This is a genomic window from Kineococcus terrestris (assembly GCF_041020755.1).
In the GTDB taxonomy this organism is placed as follows: domain Bacteria; phylum Actinomycetota; class Actinomycetes; order Actinomycetales; family Kineococcaceae; genus Kineococcus; species Kineococcus terrestris.
Genome location: NZ_JBEUEI010000014.1, coordinates 25574 through 41709 on the forward strand (window position 1 = coordinate 25574; position 16136 = coordinate 41709).

The 16136-nt window shown below is 78.8% G+C and carries 18 protein-coding genes and 1 pseudogene; 11 read left to right on the forward strand and 8 right to left on the reverse strand.

Annotation, left to right across the window (positions count from 1 at the left end; translation table 11 throughout):
- The first annotated feature begins 20 nt into the window (after positions 1-20).
- The 3 genes from hemE to hemQ are packed head-to-tail and all read left to right on the forward strand — an operon-like array spanning position 21 to position 3395.
- Positions 21-1148, forward strand: a complete 1128-nt coding sequence (hemE, locus tag AB8M62_RS10260; RefSeq protein WP_373694908.1) for a uroporphyrinogen decarboxylase — start codon at positions 21-23, stop codon at positions 1146-1148.
- Complete coding sequence (gene hemG, locus AB8M62_RS10265; protein WP_369069467.1) at positions 1145-2629, forward strand: protoporphyrinogen oxidase; 1485 nt, start codon at positions 1145-1147, stop codon at positions 2627-2629. Before hemE ends, hemG begins: the two co-directional genes overlap by 4 nt.
- A 58-nt stretch (positions 2630-2687) precedes the next feature.
- The gene (gene hemQ, locus AB8M62_RS10270) at positions 2688-3395 is read left to right on the forward strand and encodes a hydrogen peroxide-dependent heme synthase (protein ID WP_369052331.1); all 708 of its coding nucleotides are present in this window, start codon (positions 2688-2690) and stop codon (positions 3393-3395) included.
- Positions 3396-3486: 91 nt separating this feature from the next.
- Here the strand turns inward: hemQ and AB8M62_RS10275 are convergent, their stop codons facing one another.
- The 4 genes from AB8M62_RS10275 to AB8M62_RS10290 all read right to left on the reverse strand — a co-directional run bounded on the left by AB8M62_RS10275 (position 3487) and on the right by AB8M62_RS10290 (position 5893).
- Positions 3487-3834 (reverse strand): hypothetical protein, encoded by a 348-nt coding sequence (locus tag AB8M62_RS10275; protein ID WP_369052330.1) that lies wholly within the window; start codon positions 3832-3834, stop codon positions 3487-3489.
- A gap of 47 nt (positions 3835-3881) precedes the next feature.
- A complete protein-coding gene (locus AB8M62_RS10280; protein ID WP_369052329.1) occupies positions 3882-4715 on the reverse strand; it encodes an aldo/keto reductase in 834 nt (277 codons plus the stop codon).
- 64 nt (positions 4716-4779) lie between these two features.
- Entirely contained in the window at positions 4780-5205 is a 426-nt protein-coding gene (gene msrB, locus AB8M62_RS10285; RefSeq protein WP_369052328.1) for a peptide-methionine (R)-S-oxide reductase MsrB, read from the reverse strand.
- A gap of 82 nt (positions 5206-5287) precedes the next feature.
- The gene (locus AB8M62_RS10290; RefSeq protein ID WP_369052327.1) at positions 5288-5893 is read right to left on the reverse strand and encodes a hypothetical protein; all 606 of its coding nucleotides are present in this window, start codon (positions 5891-5893) and stop codon (positions 5288-5290) included.
- Between the two features lie 129 nt (positions 5894-6022).
- Between AB8M62_RS10290 and AB8M62_RS10295 the strand changes: the two genes are divergently transcribed.
- The 7 genes from AB8M62_RS10295 (at position 6023) to AB8M62_RS10325 (ending at position 11848) form a co-directional block, all read left to right on the forward strand.
- Positions 6023-6418 carry a DoxX family protein gene (locus AB8M62_RS10295; RefSeq protein ID WP_373694910.1) on the forward strand — a complete coding sequence of 132 codons (396 nt, stop codon included), beginning with the start codon at positions 6023-6025 and terminating at the stop codon, positions 6416-6418.
- Complete coding sequence (locus tag AB8M62_RS10300) at positions 6415-7677, forward strand: alpha/beta hydrolase (RefSeq protein ID WP_369069468.1); 1263 nt, start codon at positions 6415-6417, stop codon at positions 7675-7677. Before AB8M62_RS10295 ends, AB8M62_RS10300 begins: the two co-directional genes overlap by 4 nt.
- Entirely contained in the window at positions 7674-8675 is a 1002-nt protein-coding gene (locus tag AB8M62_RS10305; protein WP_369069469.1) for a zinc-dependent alcohol dehydrogenase, read from the forward strand. Before AB8M62_RS10300 ends, AB8M62_RS10305 begins: the two co-directional genes overlap by 4 nt.
- 65 nt (positions 8676-8740) lie before the next feature.
- Positions 8741-9139, forward strand: coding sequence for a 6-pyruvoyl trahydropterin synthase family protein (locus AB8M62_RS10310; RefSeq protein WP_369052324.1), 399 nt, complete (start codon positions 8741-8743; stop codon positions 9137-9139).
- Positions 9136-10188 (forward strand): glycosyltransferase, encoded by a 1053-nt coding sequence (locus tag AB8M62_RS10315; RefSeq protein ID WP_369069470.1) that lies wholly within the window; start codon positions 9136-9138, stop codon positions 10186-10188. The genes AB8M62_RS10310 and AB8M62_RS10315 overlap by 4 nt, the downstream gene beginning before the upstream one ends.
- Positions 10181-11065, forward strand: coding sequence for an SAM-dependent methyltransferase (locus AB8M62_RS10320; RefSeq protein WP_369069471.1), 885 nt, complete (start codon positions 10181-10183; stop codon positions 11063-11065). Before AB8M62_RS10315 ends, AB8M62_RS10320 begins: the two co-directional genes overlap by 8 nt.
- A gap of 111 nt (positions 11066-11176) precedes the next feature.
- Positions 11177-11848: an HD domain-containing protein gene (locus tag AB8M62_RS10325; RefSeq protein WP_369069472.1), complete on the forward strand. Its 672-nt coding sequence runs from the start codon at positions 11177-11179 to the stop codon at positions 11846-11848.
- A 48-nt stretch (positions 11849-11896) separates the two neighbouring features.
- Here the strand turns inward: AB8M62_RS10325 and AB8M62_RS10330 are convergent, their stop codons facing one another.
- The 4 genes and pseudogenes from AB8M62_RS10330 to AB8M62_RS10345 all read right to left on the reverse strand — a co-directional run bounded on the left by AB8M62_RS10330 (position 11897) and on the right by AB8M62_RS10345 (position 14827).
- Positions 11897-12709 (reverse strand): RibD family protein, encoded by an 813-nt coding sequence (locus tag AB8M62_RS10330; RefSeq protein ID WP_369069473.1) that lies wholly within the window; start codon positions 12707-12709, stop codon positions 11897-11899.
- A pseudogene (ribA, locus tag AB8M62_RS10335) lies at positions 12706-13365 on the reverse strand (GTP cyclohydrolase II); the annotation flags it as partial. The pseudogene ribA and the gene AB8M62_RS10330, both read right to left, overlap by 4 nt.
- A 107-nt stretch (positions 13366-13472) precedes the next feature.
- Positions 13473-13931, reverse strand: a complete 459-nt coding sequence (locus AB8M62_RS10340) for a SufE family protein (RefSeq protein WP_369052319.1) — start codon at positions 13929-13931, stop codon at positions 13473-13475.
- On the reverse strand, positions 13928-14827 hold the full coding sequence (locus AB8M62_RS10345) for a sulfurtransferase (RefSeq protein WP_369052318.1): 900 nt from the start codon (positions 14825-14827) through the stop codon (positions 13928-13930). Before AB8M62_RS10345 ends, AB8M62_RS10340 begins: the two co-directional genes overlap by 4 nt.
- A 215-nt stretch (positions 14828-15042) precedes the next feature.
- Here AB8M62_RS10345 and zapE point away from each other — a divergent pair, with 215 nt between their 5' ends.
- Positions 15043-16116 (forward strand): cell division protein ZapE, encoded by a 1074-nt coding sequence (gene zapE / locus AB8M62_RS10350; protein ID WP_369069474.1) that lies wholly within the window; start codon positions 15043-15045, stop codon positions 16114-16116.
- The last annotated feature ends 20 nt before the right edge of the window (positions 16117-16136 follow it).

The following is a 16136-nucleotide window of genomic DNA, read 5'->3' on the forward strand; positions in this document are numbered from 1 at the left end:
CGCCGTGGGACCATCGGCCCGTGCCCGGCCCCACCTCCAGCCCCGCCCCCGCGACCACCGCCCCGGACGCCCCGGGCGCGCAGCAGCCGTACCTGGTGGCCGCGCGCGGCGGCCGGCCCCTGGAGACCGGCGGGCGCACCCCGGTGTGGTTCATGCGCCAGGCCGGCCGCTCGCTGCCGGAGTACCGGCGGGTGCGCGAGGGCACGACGATGCTCGAGTCCTGCCGCCGCCCCGAGCTGGTCACCGAGATCACCCTGCAGCCCGTGCGCCGCTACGGCGTGGACGCGGCGATCTTCTACTCCGACATCGTCGTGCCGCTGGAGGCAGCCGGGGTCGGCGTGGAGATCGTCCCCGGCACCGGCCCGGTCATCGCCGAGCCGTTCCGCACCCGCGCCGACCTGGACCGGCTGCCCGAGCTGACCCCCGACGCCCTCGGGCACGTCACCGAGGCGGTGCGGCTGATCACCGCCGAGCTGGCCGCGAGCCACGGCGGCACGCCGCTCATCGGCTTCGCCGGCGCCCCCTTCACCCTGGCCAGCTACCTCGTCGAGGGCGGCCCCTCGCGCGACCTGCTGCGCACCAAGGCGCTCCTGCACGCCGACCCGCGGCTGTGGCACGACCTCGCTGCCCGCCTCGCGCAGATCACGGGGGCGTTCCTGCGGGCGCAGGTGCTCGCCGGCGCCTCCGCCGTGCAGCTGTTCGACTCCTGGGTCGGCTCGCTGTCCCTGGCCGACTACGAGCGCCACGTGGCCGCCCACTCCGCCGCCGCCCTGCGCGCCGTCGCCGACCTCGGCGTGCCGCGCACCCACTTCGGCACCGGCACCGGCGAGCTGCTGGGCGCGATGGCCGCCGTCGACGGCGGCGTCGACGTCCTGGGCGTGGACTTCCGCGTGCCGCTGGACGTCGGCGCCGCGCGCGGCCGCGCCGGCGCCGGGCGGCCCGTGGCCGTGCAGGGCAACCTCGACCCCGCGCTGCTGTCCGCCCCCTGGGAGGTGCTGCGCGAGGAGGTGTACCGCGTCCTGGCCGCCGGCGAGCGCGCCGGCGGCGGGCACGTGTTCAACCTCGGCCACGGCGTCCCGCCCTCGGCCGACCCGGACGTGCTGCACCGCGTGGTGGACGAGGTGCACGCCTGGCGCGGCACCGCGTGAGCGGGCCCGGCCCCGACCGCGCCGGCGGGGCCGCCCGCCCCGCCCGCCCCGCCCGCGTCGTCGTCGTGGGCGGCGGGGTCAGCGGCCTGACCGCCGCCCACCACCTGCTCACCCGCGCCGGCCGGCCCCTGGAGGTCGTGGTCTGCGAGGCCTCCGGGCGCGTGGGCGGCGTCCTGCAGCGCGCCGAGGTCGGCGGCGTCGTGCTCGACCTGGGCGCCGAGTCGCTGCTGGCGCGCCGGCCCGAGGCCGTCGACCTCGTGCGCGAGGCCGGCCTGGGCGACGACCTCGTCCACCCCGCCACCGCCTCGGCCTCCCTGCGCCTGGAGGACGGGCTGCACCCCCTGCCCGCCGGGACGGTCATGGGCGTGCCGGCGAGCGCGGAGCAGCTGCGCGCCCTGCTGGCCCCGGCGGACGTCGAGCGCGCCGCGCAGGACGAGCAGCGGCCCGCGGCCCCGCTCGAGCACGACGTCAGCGTCGGCGCCCACGTCGCCGACCGCGTCGGGCGGGCCGTCGTCGACCGCCTCGTCGAGCCCCTGCTCGGCGGCGTCTACGCCGGGCACGCCGACCGCCTGTCGCTGCGGGCCACCGTCCCCGCGCTGTGGCGGCGCGCCGCGGCCGGCGGCCCCCTGATGGCCGGGGTCCGCGAGGCCGCCGCCGCCCGCCCCGCCGGCGCCGGGCCCGTCTTCGCCGGTGTCGCCGGGGGTGTGGCCCGCCTGCCCGAGGCGCTGGCGGCCGCCGTCACCGCCCGCGGCGGTGAGGTCCGCACGAGCACCCCCGTGACCGGCCTGGAGCGCGACGGCCGCGACGGGACCGGCGGCTGGCGGGTGCGCACCCCCGCCGGGACGCTCGCCGCCGACGCCGTGGTGGTGGCGCTCCCGGCGCCCGCCGCGGCGCGGCTGCTGCGCGGGCCCGTGCCCGCGGCCGCCGCCGAGCTCGCCGCCGTGGAGACGGCCAGCGTGGTCATCGCGGCGCTGGCCGTGCCCGCCGGCCAGCTGGCCGGCCTGAGCGGCTCCGGGGTCCTCGTGCCGCCCGCGGTGGGCGCGGCCGCCGGGCTGCGGGTCAAGGCGCTGACCCTGTCGGCGTCCAAGTGGGCCTGGGTCGCGGCCCAGCGCGCGGGCGTCGCGGTCCTGCGCGTCTCGCTGGGCCGCGCCGGGGAGGACGAGGTCCTGCGCTGGGACGACGAGCGGGTGCTGGCCACCGCGGTCGCCGACGCGGGCGCCCTGCTGGGCCGCGAGCTGCGTCCCGTGGACGCCGCGGTGGCGCGCTGGACGGACGGGCTGCCGCAGTACGCCGTCGGGCACCTGGACCGGGTGGGGCGCCTGCGCGCGGCCGTCGCCGGCGCCGGGCGCCTCGCGCTGGCCGGGTCCGTCCTCGACGGGGTGGGCGTGCCCGCGTGCGCGGCCGCCGCCCGGGCGGCCGCCGACGCCGTGCTCACCGAGCTCGCCGAGCCCACCGGGCCCGTGGGGCCCGCCCGCGCGTGAGGCGTCTCACCCCCCGGCCCGCGGGAGCCGTCCGCCGGGCGCGGGGGAGAATGGCGCCATGACCGAGACCAGCCACGCCGCCCCCAGCGCCGAGGAGATCAACAACACCGTCCGCTACACGATGTGGTCGGTGTTCCGGGTGGAGCGCGCCCTCGGCGACGCCGACCGGCCCGCCCTCGTGGGCGAGGTGCAGGCCCTCCTGGACGAGCTGACCGGCAAGGGCCTCGTCGTGCGCGGCCTCTACGACGTCGCGGGCCTGCGCGCCGACGCCGACGTCATGGTCTGGTGGCACGCCGAGACGGTCGAGCTGGTCCAGGAGGCCTACCGCCGCCTGCGCGCCACCCGCCTGGGCGCCCACCTGGCGCCCGTGTGGTCCGTCGTGGGCCTGCACCGGCCCGCGGAGTTCAACCGCGGGCACGTGCCCGCCTTCATGGCCGGCGAGCGCGCCCGCGACTACGTGTGCGTGTACCCGTTCGTGCGCTCCTACGAGTGGTACCTGCTCGAGGACGCCGAGCGCCGCACGATGCTGCGCGACCACGGCCTGGCCGCCCGCCCCTACGAGGACGTGCGCGCCAACACCGTCTCCGCGTTCGCCCTCGGCGACTACGAGTGGGTCCTGGCCTTCGAGGCCGACGAGCTGCACCGCATCGTCGACCTCATGCGCGACCTGCGCGCCACCGAGGCGCGCCGGCACGTGCGCGAGGAGGTGCCCTTCTACACGGGCCCCAAGGTCGAGCTGGCCGACCTGGTCGCCTCCTTCCACTGACGCGCCGCGCCCGCGCGCGAGGGCCCCGCACCGTCCGGTGCGGGGCCCTCGTCGTCGGGTCCGGGTGCTGCTCAGCGCCGTCCGGAGCTGCTCAGATGCGCTCGGGGTCCGGGGTGTCGGCGCCCTCGAGCGGGTCGGTGGCCGGCAGGTGACCGGCGCCGCCCGCGTCGTCCGGGACCTCCTGCGTGAGGCGCTCGTCGAGCGTCTCGTTGTCCGGGTCGACGTCGTCGCGCATCAGCTCGCGCAGCGCGTGGCTGCTGGAGCGGTCGGTGTCGTACGTGTCGTCGTCCGAGTCGCCGATGAGGTCGTCGGTGCGCAGGGCGCCCAGCTCGTCGCCGTCGTCGGGGCCCGCGTCGATCGAGGAGTCGCGGGCGCGCAGGTCCGGGTCGTCCAGCGGGTCGACGTCGGGCTCGGCGGGTTCGTGGGACTGCTCGCTCATGGCCCCCACCCTGCCGGGGGCGGTCCGCCCCCGCACGCCGGGCCCGCTCAGAACTCCTCGTGCAGCGCCGGGTCCTGCCCGCCCACCCGCTCGCCGCGCTCCAGCGCGTCGATCGCGGCGACCTCCGCGTCGTCCAGCGAGAACGAGAAGACGTCGAGGTTCTGCGCCAGGCGCTCGCGGCTGGAGGCCTTGGGGATGGTCACCACGCCGTGCTGGACGTCCCAGCGCAGCACGACCTGCGCGGGGCTGACGCCGTGCCGCTGCGCCGCGGCGCGCACCGGCTCCTCCTCCAGCAGCCCCTTGCCGGCGCCCAGCGGGGACCACGCCTGCGTGACGACCCCGCGGCGGGTGTTGTCGTCGAGGACGCCGCGCTGCTGCAGGCGCGGGTGGAACTCCACCTGGTTCACGGCCGGCACCGGCAGGCCCTCGGCGTGCAGGACGTCCAGGTGCTCGGGCAGGAAGTTGGAGACGCCCACGGCGCGGGTCAGCCCCTCCTCGCGCATCTCCACCATCGCCCGGTAGCTCTCGGCGAACAGGCCCAGGCGCGGCAGCGGCCAGTGCACGAGGTACAGGTCGACGTGGTCCAGGCCCAGGCGCTCCAGGCTGGCGCGCAGCGCGGTGCGGGTCGGGGCGTACCCCTGGTCCGCACCGCGCAGCTTGGTGGTGACGTACAGGTCCTCGCGGGGCAGGCCGGCGTCGGCGATGCCCTGCCCGACCCCCACCTCGTTCTCGTACTTCGCGGCCGTGTCGACGAGCCGGTAGCCGAGCTCGAGGGCCTGGGCGACGACGCGCCGGGCGGTCGCGTCGTCGGTGCGGGCCGTGCCGAGCCCCAGCTGGGGGATCGGCCGGCCGGTGGGCAGGTCCAGGACGGGGACGCTCACGCGCTCTCCTCGGGTCGGTGCGCCCGCGCCGGCCCGGGCACCGGACCCGCCGGTGGGCGGGTGCTCAGGCCGTGGGGCGCAGCGTCAGGCTGATGGAGTTGATGCAGTACCGCTGGTCGGTCGGCGTCGGGTACCCCTCGCCCTCGAAGACGTGGCCGAGGTGCGACCCGCAGGTCGCGCAGCGGACCTCCGTGCGGACCATGCCGAGGGAGCGGTCCTGGAGCAACTCGACGGCGTCGCTGTCCTTGGGGTCGAAGAAGGACGGCCACCCGCAGTGGGAGGCGAACTTCTCGGAGCTGGTGAACAGCTCGGCCCCGCAGGCGCGGCAGGCGTAGACGCCCTCGGTGGTGGTGTCCTCGTACTCGCCGGTGAAGGGGCGCTCGGTGCCGGCCTGGCGCAGGACGGCGTACTCCTGCGGGCTCAGCTGCTCGCGCCACTCGGCGTCGGTCTTGGTCACGGCGTAGCGGCCGGTGGTCTCGGAGCTCGTCATGACCGTTCCAACCGGCGCGCGCGGGGCGGTGTTCCGGGGCGGTCCGGGCGGCCCGGGGTGGGCGGGGAGCCCGCCCGGGCGCTCAGCCGAGGCGGGTGGTGCCCGCGTACACGTGCAGGACGGGCACGCCCAGCTCGTCGCGGGCGCGCGAGGCCCAGTCGGTGTGGAAGGTGTCCTCCACGGCGTGCGGGCGGGTGACGACGACCAGCTCGCGGGCGTCGGGCTCGTCGCGCAGCGCCTCGCGCACCGCGGGCATCGGGTCGTCGCCCGTGGTGCGCCCGTCGGCGTCCAGGCCCTCCGCGCGCAGGGCCGCCAGGGTGGCCGCCAGGGCGGCCTCGGCCTCGGCGCGCGCCCGCTCGGGGTCGGTGCGCCCGCCCTCGCGCAGGGCGCCGAGGGCCTCGCGCAGCTCGCCCAGGCTCAGGTGGTCCAGCAGGCCGGCCAGGACGCTGCGGCGGGTGTCGGCCGGGACGAGGACGACGTGGCGCACGGCCTCCCCGGCGTGCAGCTGCGCGACGTTGCGGGCGTCGACGTCGCCGAAGGCCTCCTCGGTGAGCACCACGAGGGTCCACGGCGAGGACGCCCCGGGGGACGACGCCCCGGAGGACGGCTCCGCGGCGGGGCCGCCGGGCGGCGCGACCGGCTCGCGGGCGGCGTCGGGGGAGGGGGGCGGGACGGGCGTGGACGGCACCCCCGCGACGCTACCGGGGGCGCCGTCGCCGCGGCGCGGGGCCTGCGGCAGGATCACGACGTGGACCGGGACGACGCGGACGACGGCACGCGCGAGCGCGGGCACGGCCGCGCGGGCACGGCCCGCCGGGTGCGGGTCCCGGGCGGCCCGGCGCTGCCGCTGGCCGCGCTCCTGGGCGCGGCGGGCACCGCGCACCTGCTGCGGCCGGCTCCCTTCGACGCGGTCGTCCCCCGCTCGCTGCCCGGCGCTCCGCGCGCGTGGACGCTGGTCTCCGGCGTCGCGGAGCTGCTCCTGGCCGCGGGGCTGGCCGTGCCGCGCACGCGCCCGGCCGCCGCCCGCGCGAGCGCCGGGCTGCTGCTGGCCGTCTGGCCCGCCAACGGCCGGATGGCGCTGGACGCCTGGCGGGGGCGCGGCCGCGGGCCCGCCGCCCGGGCGCGCTGCGCGCTGACCCTGGCCCGGCTGCCGCTGCAGGTGCCGCTCGTGCGGGCGGCGTGGCGGGCGGCCTCGCAGGAGGAGACCGCGTGAGGGCCCCGCGCGGCGCGGTCGTCGGCGCCGTCTCCACCGCGGCGCTCGCGCTCGGCGCCGCCGCGGCCACCGGGGTGGCGGCCGCCTTCGCCCGCGCCGTGGTCACCCCGACCCGCCACAAGCCCGACGACCTGGAGGTCCTGCAGGTCGGGCCGCGCCGCGTCGTGCTGACCGTCACCCCGGACACCGTCGTGCCCGGCCGGTACGGGGTGTGGACGGAGGCCGGGCGGGGCCACTTCCGCGTCGGGGACGTGCTGTCGGTGACCGCCGAGCGCGTCACCCGCGAGCTGCTGGGCGTCGACGCCGGCCGGGTGGTGCCCGGCCCGGCCCGCTGGAACCAGTACTTCTTCGCCGGCGCCCCGGCGGGCGCGCTGGGCCTGCCGCACGAGGACCTGCGGGTGCCCTCCGAGGTCGGGGACCTGCCGTGCTGGTTCGTCCCGGCCGGCGGCGACGGGGACGGCGACGGGGACGGCGACGGGGACGGCGACGGGAGCGGCGACGCTGGCGCGCTGCCGCCGGGCACCTGGGCGCTGCTCGTCCACGGCCGCGGCGCCACCCGCGAGGAGGCGCTGCGCGCGCTGCCGGTCCTGCACCGCCTGGGCCTGCCGTGCCTGGTGCCCGCCTACCGCAACGACGCCGACGGCCCCTCGTCCCCGGCCCGGCGCTACGGCCTGGGCGACACCGAGTGGCAGGACGTGGAGGCCGTGGCCCGGTACGCGCTGGACGCCGGCGCGCGCCGCCTCGTGGTGGTCGGCTGGTCGATGGGCGGGGCGATCCTGCTGCAGTTCGCGGCGCGCTCGCCGCTGGCCGAGCGGGTGGCCGCCCTCGTCCTCGACGGTCCCGTCGTCGACTGGTACGACGTCCTGGACCACCAGGCCCGCCGCTACGGGGTGCCGGTGCAGCTGGGCCGCTACGGGCTGCGGCTGCTGGCGCACCCGCTGGGCCGGCGCCTGGTCGGCGTCGACGGGCCGGTGGACCTGCGCCTCATGGACTGGGTGCGCCGCGCCGAGGAGCTCGTCCTGCCCGTGCTGCTGCTGCACAGCGACGACGACGACTACGTGCCCTCCGGGCCCTCGCAGCGCCTGGCCGCGGCCCGCCCGGACCTGGTGACGTACGTGCCGAGCGAGCGCGCCCGCCACACCAAGGAGTGGAACGTGGACCCCGAGCGCTGGGAGGCCGCCGTCGAGGGGTTCCTGCGCGAGCACCTGGGCGACGACCCCGGTCCCGGCGCCGGCCCCGGCCCGGGGGGCGGGGCGTGAGCGCCGCGCGGGCGTTCTGGACCACCGGCCCGGGCGCGGGGGAGCTGCGCGAGGAGGAGCTGCGGCCCGTCGGCGTCGGGGACGTGGAGGTCACGGCCCTGTTCTCCGCCGTCAGCCGCGGCACCGAGGCCCTCGTGATGCGCGGCGGGGTGCCGCCCAGCCAGCACGACGCGATGCGGGCGCCCTTCCAGGCCGGGGAGTTCCCCTTCCCCGTCAAGTACGGCTACCTGTCGGTGGGCACCGTCACCACGGCCGGCGGCCGGGTGCCGGAGCTGCTGGGCCGCACCGTCTTCTGCCTGCACCCGCACCAGGACCGCTACGTCGTGCCCGCCGGCGCGGTCCTCGCCGTGCCCGCCGGCGTCCCGGCCGGGCGGGCGGTGCTGGCCGGGATGCTGGAGACGGCCGTCAACGGCCTGTGGGACGCGCAGGTCGCCGCCGGGGACCGGGTCAGCGTCGTGGGCGCCGGCGTCCTGGGCCTCGTGGTCGCGCGGCTGGCCGCGCAGGTGCCCGGCACCGACGTGGAGGCCGTCGACGTGGCGCCCGGGCGGGACGCCGTGGCGCGGCGGATGGGCGTGGAGCTCGTCGCGCCGGACGACGCCCGCCGCGAGCGCGACGTCGTCCTGCACACCAGCGGCACCGGCGCGGGGCTGTCCACGGGCCTGTCGCTGCTGGGCGACGAGGGCGTGCTGACCGAGCTCAGCTGGTACGGCGACCGGCCCGTCGAGGTGCGCCTGGGGGAGGGCTTCCACTCCCGGCGCCTGACGGTGCGGGCCAGCCAGGTCGGGCGCGTCCCGCCGGCGCGCGCCCCCCGCTGGACGACCCGCCGGCGCCTCGCGCTGGCGCTGGACCTGCTGCGCGACGAGGCGTTCGACGCCCTCGTCAGCGGGGAGAGCGCCTTCGAGGACCTGCCGCGGGATCTGCCGCGCGTGGCCGGGCCCGGCTCGCACGCCCTGTGCCACCGCGTGCGCTACGCCGCCGGCCGGCACCCCGCCGGCTGACACCCCGCCCGCCGACCCCGCCCGCCGACCCCGCCGGTCCCCGACCCCGACCTCCGGAGCCGCCCGTGTACTCCCTCACCGTCCGCGACCGCGTCATGGTCGCCCACAGCCTGCCCGGGGAGGTGTTCGGGCCCGCGCAGGCGCTGCACGGGGCCACGTTCGTCGTCGAGGCCACCTTCCGCCGCCGGGAGCTGGACCCCGACGGCCTCGTGGTGGACATCGGCGCGGCCGCGGCGGCGCTGGCGGCGGCGCTGGGGCGCATCGGCTACCGCAACCTCGACGAGGTCGAGGAGTTCCGCGGCCGCACCACCACGACGGAGTTCCTGTGCGGGTGGCTGGCCGACCGCCTGGCCGACGCCGTCGCGGCCGGCGACCTGGGCCCGCACGCCGCCGGGCTGGACTCCCTGCACGTGCTGCTGCGCGAGTCCGACGTGGCGTGGGGCGCCTACGAGCGGTCCCTGTGAGCGCTGGCGCGCCCGCCGCGCAGGTCCGCTCCGGTGCCCCGGACCGGGTCCCGTTCCTGGTGCCGGCCGGGCTGGACGCGCCGAGCGGCGGCAACCGCTACGACCAGCGCCTCCTGGCGGGCCTGCCCGGGCTGCGGGCCGTCACCGCGGCCGGGCCCGACCCGGCGGCGGCCCTCGACGACGCCCTGGGCGCGGTGCCCGCCGGGTCCCCGGTCCTGCTCGACGGCCTGGTGGCCACCGCCCACCCCGACGTCCTGGCCGCGCACGCGCCGCGGGTGCGCGCGGTGCTGCTGGTGCACCTGCTGCGCGCCGACGACGACCCGCCCGCCGCGCCGCTGGCCGACGAGCGGCGCTCGCTGGCCGCCGCGACCGCCGTCGTCGCCACGAGCGCGTGGTCGGCGCGCCGGCTGCGCGACCTCGGTGTCGCCGGGGACCGCCTCGTCCTGGCCGAGCCGGGCACCGCGCCCGCGCGGGCGTCGGCCGCGCTGGGCGCGCACCGGCTGCTGAGCGTGGGCACCGTGTGCGAGCGCAAGGGGCAGGCCGTGGCCGTCGAGGCCGTCCAGCGGCTGGGCGCGCCGTGGACGCTGGCGATGGCCGGCGGGACCGGGCCCGGCGGCAGGGCCGTCGAGGCGGCGGTGCGCGCCGCCGGCACCGGTGCCCGCGCCGCCCTGCTGGGGCCGCTGGACGCCGGGGCGCTGGCGGCGCGCTGGGACCGTACCGACCTGCACGTCCTGCTGTCCTCGCGCGAGCCGTACGGCATGGCGGTCGCCGAAGCCCTGGCCCGCGGCGTCCCCTCGCTCGTCAGCGGTGCCGGCGAGCTGCCGGACCTCGTGGGCGACGCCGGTCTGGTCGTCGAGCGCTCGGCGGACGCCGTGGCCGCCGCGCTGGAGCGGTGGGCCGACGACGCGGCGCTGCGCCGGGACCTGCGGGCCGCCGCCCGCCGGCGCGCCGGGTCGCTGCCGACGTGGGAGGGGACCGCGGCCGCGGTCCGCGGCGCGCTGGAGCTGGCGCGCGACGCGCCCCGAGCGGGAGGAGCGGCCGGTGGCTGAGCAGCACGGGGAGCGCGAGCTGGAGCGCTTCGACGCCGACTGGCTGGCGCTGCGCGAGCCCGTGGACCACGCCAGCCGCTCCGAGCGGCTGGAGGAGCTGCTGCTGCGGCACCTGCCGGCCCCGGGCGCCCCCTTGCGCGTGGTGGACCTGGGGGCGGGCGCGGGCTCGACGCTGCGGCACCTGGCGCCGCGGCTGGCCGCGGCCGGGCACGCGCGGCAGGAGTGGACGCTCGCCGACCACGACGAGGCCCTCCTGCGGCGGGCGCTGGCCGGGCCGCGCCCGGACGGGACGACGCCGGACGGGCAGCGGGTGCGGGTGGACGCGGTCGCGGCCCGCCTGGACCTGGGGGACGCCGACGCCCTGGCCGCCGTCCTGCGCCCGGCCGGCCGGCCCGCCGACGTCGTCGTGGCCTCCGCGCTGCTCGACGTGCTGACGCCCGCCGCGGCCGCCGTGCTCACCGGCGCGCTCGGCGCCCTGGACCCCCGCCCGCCGGTCCTGCTGGCGCTCACCGTGACCGGCAGCGCCCGGCTCGACCCGCCGGCCGACGGGGACGACGCGGTCGCCGCGGCCTTCGACGCGGACCAGCGCCGGCACGGCCTGGGCCCGGACGCGACCGGCCACGTGGCGGGGCTGCTGGCCGCCGGCGGCTGGCGGGTGCACCGCGAGCCGTCGCCGTGGCGGCTGGGCCCGGCGACCCGGCCGCTGCTGGAGGCCTGGCTGGACGGCTGGCTGGCGCCGGCGCGCGCGGGCGGCGCGGGACCGGACGGGGACCGCGACTGGGACGACTGGCGCGGGAGCCGCCTGGCCGACCCCGGGCTGCGCGCCCGGGTGGGGCACGAGGACCTCCTCGCGCTGCCCGCGCGACCGCCCGCCTGACGCGCGCGGCCGACCGGCGCGCCACCAGCAGAGAGCGCTCTCACCGGATCGGCCGAGCGCGCCGCCGGGGGCGTTGTGGAGCCCCGCCGGTCCGCCCTACGCTCCCGGACCGTGCAGACCGCGCGCACCCGGCAGCCCGCCCGCGACCCGGCCGTCGTGCGGGTCGCCCCGCCCGGGCCCACCGGGCCGCTCGGCCCGCCCGCGCTGCCCGGGGAGGCCGTGCAGGAGGCGCGCGCCGTGGCCGGGCAGCTGCTGGCCGGCGACCCGGCCCGCCTGAGCCACACCCGCGGGGTCGCCGCCACCGCCAGCGTGGTGGCCCGCGTGCTGCCGCCCGCCGAGCGCCCCGTCCTCGTCGCCGCGGCCTGGCTGCACGACGTCGGCTACGCGCCCGAGCTCGTCCGCCACGGCTACCACCCGCTGGACGGCGCGCGCTGGCTGGCCGACCGCGGCTGGGACGCCCGCGTCGTGGGCCTGGTCGCCCACCACTCCGGCGCCCGCTTCGTCGCCGCCCACCTGCGCCTGGCGCGGGAGCTGGCCGACCTCGGCGTCCCCGGCTCGGCGACCGGCCCGCTCGCGGACGCCCTCGCCTACGCCGACCAGCGCACCGGCCGCCTCGGCGAGCCCGTCGACCTGGACGCGCGCTTCGCGGAGGTGCACCGGCGGCAGGGCCCGGGCAGCGCCACGGTGCGCGTGAGCGGTGTGCGCGAGCCCGCCCTGCGCGCGGCGGTGCGGCGCACCGAGGAGCGCCTGGCCCGCGCCCCCTGGCCGGTCCCCGGCGCCTGATCCGGGTCCCGCGCGGACCGGTGATCCGGGTCCCGCGCGGACCGGGCGTCAGGCGCGCAGGTCGAGCTCCCAGCACACGTCCTCGCCGAGGACGTGCCGGTGCGCCGGCGGGCGGCGGCACGCGCTCAGCGGTTCCACGTCCGGCAGGGACAGCCCCCGCCGGCCGCCGCGCCCGATGACCAGCGGCGCGATCGTCAGGAACAGGCGGTCGACGACCCCGGCGTCCACCCACTGCGAGACCGTGCGCCCGCCGCCCTCCACGAGGACGCGGCGCAGGCCGTGCTCGCGCAGCACCGCCAGCACCTCGGCCGGGCCGGAGCCGACGTCGAGGACGACGACCTGCGCGCCGGGGGAGTCCACGGGGCACTGGGTGAACCACAGGGTGGACGGGTCGCGCAGCAGGGCGCGCTCGCGCAGCCGGCCCGCGGGGTCGAGGACGACGCGGCGCGGGTCCGGGCCGGGCACGGCTCGCACCGTCAGGCGCGGGTCGTCGTGGTGCACGGTGCCCGGGCCCACCACCACGGCGTCCACGAGGGCGCGCAGCCGGTGCAGGTGCTCGTGGTCGGCCTCGCCCGTCACCGGCACCGAGTCCCCGCCGGCCGTGGCGATGCAGCCGTCCAGGCTCTGTCCCAGCTGCGCGACGACGCCGGTGCGCCCGGCGGCCAGCAGGCGCGCGTAGCGGTGCACCAGCGGGTCGGTGGCGTGCCGGGCCAGCGCGGCCGCCACCACGGCCGGGTCCTCCTCGCGGGCCAGGCGCAGCAGCAGCGGCCACGCGCCGGCGCCGTCCACCGGCGCGGGGGACGGCGGGGGCGCGGGGTGCGGGGGGCGGACCGGGACGGTGGTGCCCGTCCCGGTGCTCACGACACTCCCGGCAGGCGGTGACCCATCCGGTCGCGCTTGGTGCGCAGGTAGCGCACGTTGTCCAGGGTCTGGGCCACCGGCAGGTCGCGCCGGCGCAGGACGGGCACGCCGTGCGCGCGCAGCGCCTCCACCTTGACCGGGTTGTGCGTCATGAGCTCCACGTCGTGCACGCCCAGGTCGGCGAGCACGGCCGCGGCGCCGGTGTAGTCGCGCGAGTCCACGGGGTGCCCGAGGTCGAGGTTGGCCTCGACGGTGTCGCGGCCGCGCTCCTGCAGCGCGTAGGCGGCGATCTTCTCGGCCAGGCCGATGCCGCGGCCCTCCTGCCCGCGCAGGTAGACGACCACGCCGCGGCCCTCCGCGGTGATCGCCTCCAGCGCCGCCTGCAGCTGCGGGCCGCAGTCGCAGCGCAGCGACCCCAGCGCGTCCCCGGTCAGGCACTCCGAGTGCAGGCGCACGAGCACGTCGCGGCCGTCGCCGAGGTCACCGGTGACGAGCGCGAGGTGCTCCACGCCGTCGGCCTGGCGGTAGGCCACCGCGCGGAAGGTGCCGTGGGCCGTGGGCAGCCGCGTCTCGGCCACCCGGACGACGGGCAGGGCCGGGTGCTGCGGTGCCAGGGCCACGTCGCTGGACTCCTGGATGTCGGTCACGTGCGTTCTTCTCCTCGCGGGACGGGTCCGGATGCACCCGCCGCTGCGCAGGACGGGGACCGGGACGGGCGGGGCCGCCGGGCGGCGGCCGCGCGGGTGGCGGCGTGGGTGGCGGCTCAGGCGGCCAGGGCCACCCGGACCTGGCGCTTGACGCGGGCGAGCATCCCCGTCATGCCGCGCATGCGCAGCGGGCTGACGGCCCTCTCCAGGCCCAGGCGCGAGCACACGTCGGCCGGCAGCTCGAGGACCTCGGCGGCCGGCAGGCCCTCCAGGCCCTCGCGCAGCACCCCGGCGAACCCGCGGGTGGTGGGCGCCTCCGGCGGCGCGGACACGTGCAGGTGGGCGCGGCCCTCGCGGTCCACCTCCACGGAGATGAAGACGGGCGACTGGCACTCGTCGACGCGCTCCATGAGCTCCGGGTGCCCCTGCAGGTGCGCCGGCAGCTCCGGCAGCCCCTGGCTGAACTCCAGCAGCAGCTGCAGGCGCTCGCGCTCGGGCAGCGCCTGGAAGTCCTCGACGATGTCGGCCAGGGCGGGCGGCAGGCCCGCCGTGAGGCCGAAGGGGTCCTCGCTCACCGCGCCCGCACCTCGCCCTTCTCCGGGCCCTGGACGATCGGCACCCGCACGGAGTTGCCCCACTCGGTCCACGAGCCGTCGTAGTTGCGCACCTTCTCGAAGCCCAGCAGGTGCGTGAGCACGAACCAGGTGTGGCTGGAGCGCTCGCCGATGCGGCAGTAGGCGATGACGTCGTCGCCGGGCGCCAGGCCCTTCTCCCGCTGGTAGACCTCCTCCAGCTCCGCGCGCGGCTTGAAGGTGCCGTCCTCGGCGGCCGCGCGCGCCCACGGCACGCTGTCCGCGCCGGGGATGTGCCCGCCGCGCACGGTGCCCTCCTCCGGGTAGTCGGGCATGTGGGTGCGCTCACCGGTGTACTCCTGCGGGGAGCGCACGTCGACCATCCGCCCGCCCAGGTGCGCGAGGACGTCCTCCTTGAACGCGCGCACGGCGGTGTCGGAGCGCTCCACGACCGGGTACTCCGCGGGGGTGGGCTCAGGGGCCTCCGTCGTCATCGCGCGGCCCTCGGCGACCCACTTGGCGCGCCCGCCGTCCAGCAGCCGCACGTCGGGGTGGCCGAACAGGGTGAACACCCACAGCGCGTACGCGGCCCACCAGTTGTTCTTGTCGCCGTAGATCACGACGGTGTCGTCGCGGGAGATCCCCTTGCGGCGCATCAGCGCCGCGAAGGCCTCGCCGTCGACGTAGTCGCGCGTCACGGGGTCGTTGAGCTCGGTGTGCCAGTCCACCTTGACCGACCCGGGGACGTGGCCGGTGTCCCACAGCAGCACGTCCTCGTCGCTCTCGACGACCACCAGGCCCTCCGCGCCCAGGTGCTCGGCCAGCCAGGCCGTCGTGACGAGCTTCTCCGGGTGCGCGTACTCGGCCAGCTTCGGGTCGCTGTCGTGGGGCAGGGGCACGGTTCCTCCAGCTCTCCGCCGGGCGGCGGGGTGCGTCGCGGGTCCTCGGGTCCTGGGCTCGCGGGTGCTCGCGGACTCGTCCAGCGGCAACGCCGCGGGCGCGCCGGACGTTCCCGCGGCGATCCTGCCAGAGGGGGGTGCGCGGCCCGGGGCCCGCGCCGGGCCCCTCACCCGCTCGGACGGGCGCGTCCGCCCGTCCTCACTACGCTGGCGCGGTGAGCAGCCCGGAGCAGCAGGAGCAGCACCAGACCCGCCCGGCCCTGGTGGAGCGCTCCCCGCGGGTGCCCCCCGGGCAGCTGGTCGCCGAGCTGGTGCCGCCGCCGCGCTTCGCCGACGTGCGCTTCTCCACCTACGTGCCCGCGCCCGACCAGCCCAGCCAGACCGAGGCCGTGCAGCGGATGAGCGTCTTCGGCGAGCGCGTCGCGGGCGGGTCCGGCTCCGGGGGCGGCGGGCTGGCGGGGCTGTTCCGCCGCAAGCGCACCGACGAGCGCGCCCCCGGCACCTACCTGGACGGCGGGTTCGGCGTCGGCAAGACCCACCTGCTGGCCTCGCTGTACCACCAGGTCGTCACCGACGGCGGGCGCTCGGCGGCCTACGGCACCTTCGTGGAGTACACCAACCTCGTCGGCGCGCTGGGGTTCCTGCCGGCCGTGGAGGCGCTGGCCCACCACGACCTCGTCTGCATCGACGAGTTCGAGCTCGACGACCCCGGCGACACCGTCCTCATGTCCCGGCTCATGCGCGAGCTGGTCGACCGCGACGTGAAGCTGGCCGCCACCTCCAACACGCTGCCCGGCTCGCTGGGCGAGGGCCGCTTCGCCGCGCAGGACTTCCAGCGCGAGATCCAGGCCCTGGCCGGGCGCTTCGACGTCGTGCGCGTCGACGGGGAGGACTACCGCCACCGCGGCTCGCCGTCGGCGCCGCGGCCGCTGGAGGACGCCGACGTGGAGCGCGTGGCGGCCGGGCGCGAGGGCGCCACCCTCGACGACTTCGACGCGCTGCTGGCCCACCTGGCCGACGTCCACCCCAGCCGGTACGGGGCGATGGTCGACGGCACGGGCACCGTGTGCCTGCGCGGGGTGCGCACCGTCTCCGACCAGATGGTGGGGCTGCGCCTGGTGGTCCTCGCCGACCGGCTCTACGACCGGGAGGTGCCCGTGGCCGCCTCCGGAGTGCCGTTCGACCAGGTGTTCACCGACGAGCTGCTCCAGGGCGGCTACCGCAAGAAGTACCTGCGCGCGGTCTCCCGCCTGTCGGCGCTGGCCCGCGAGGGCGCGGCGCTGGCCTGAGCGCGCGCGTCCACCGCCGA

What these genes read in the sequence shown, in the direction of transcription:
- hemQ (WP_369052331.1), top strand. Translation starts at nt 2,688, where the DNA reads ATGACCGAGACCAGCCACGCCGCCCCCAGCGCCGAGGAGATCAACAAC.
- AB8M62_RS10275 (WP_369052330.1), bottom strand. Translation starts at nt 3,834, where the DNA reads ATGAGCGAGCAGTCCCACGAACCCGCCGAGCCCGACGTCGACCCGCTG.
- msrB (WP_369052328.1), bottom strand. Translation starts at nt 5,205, where the DNA reads ATGACGAGCTCCGAGACCACCGGCCGCTACGCCGTGACCAAGACCGAC.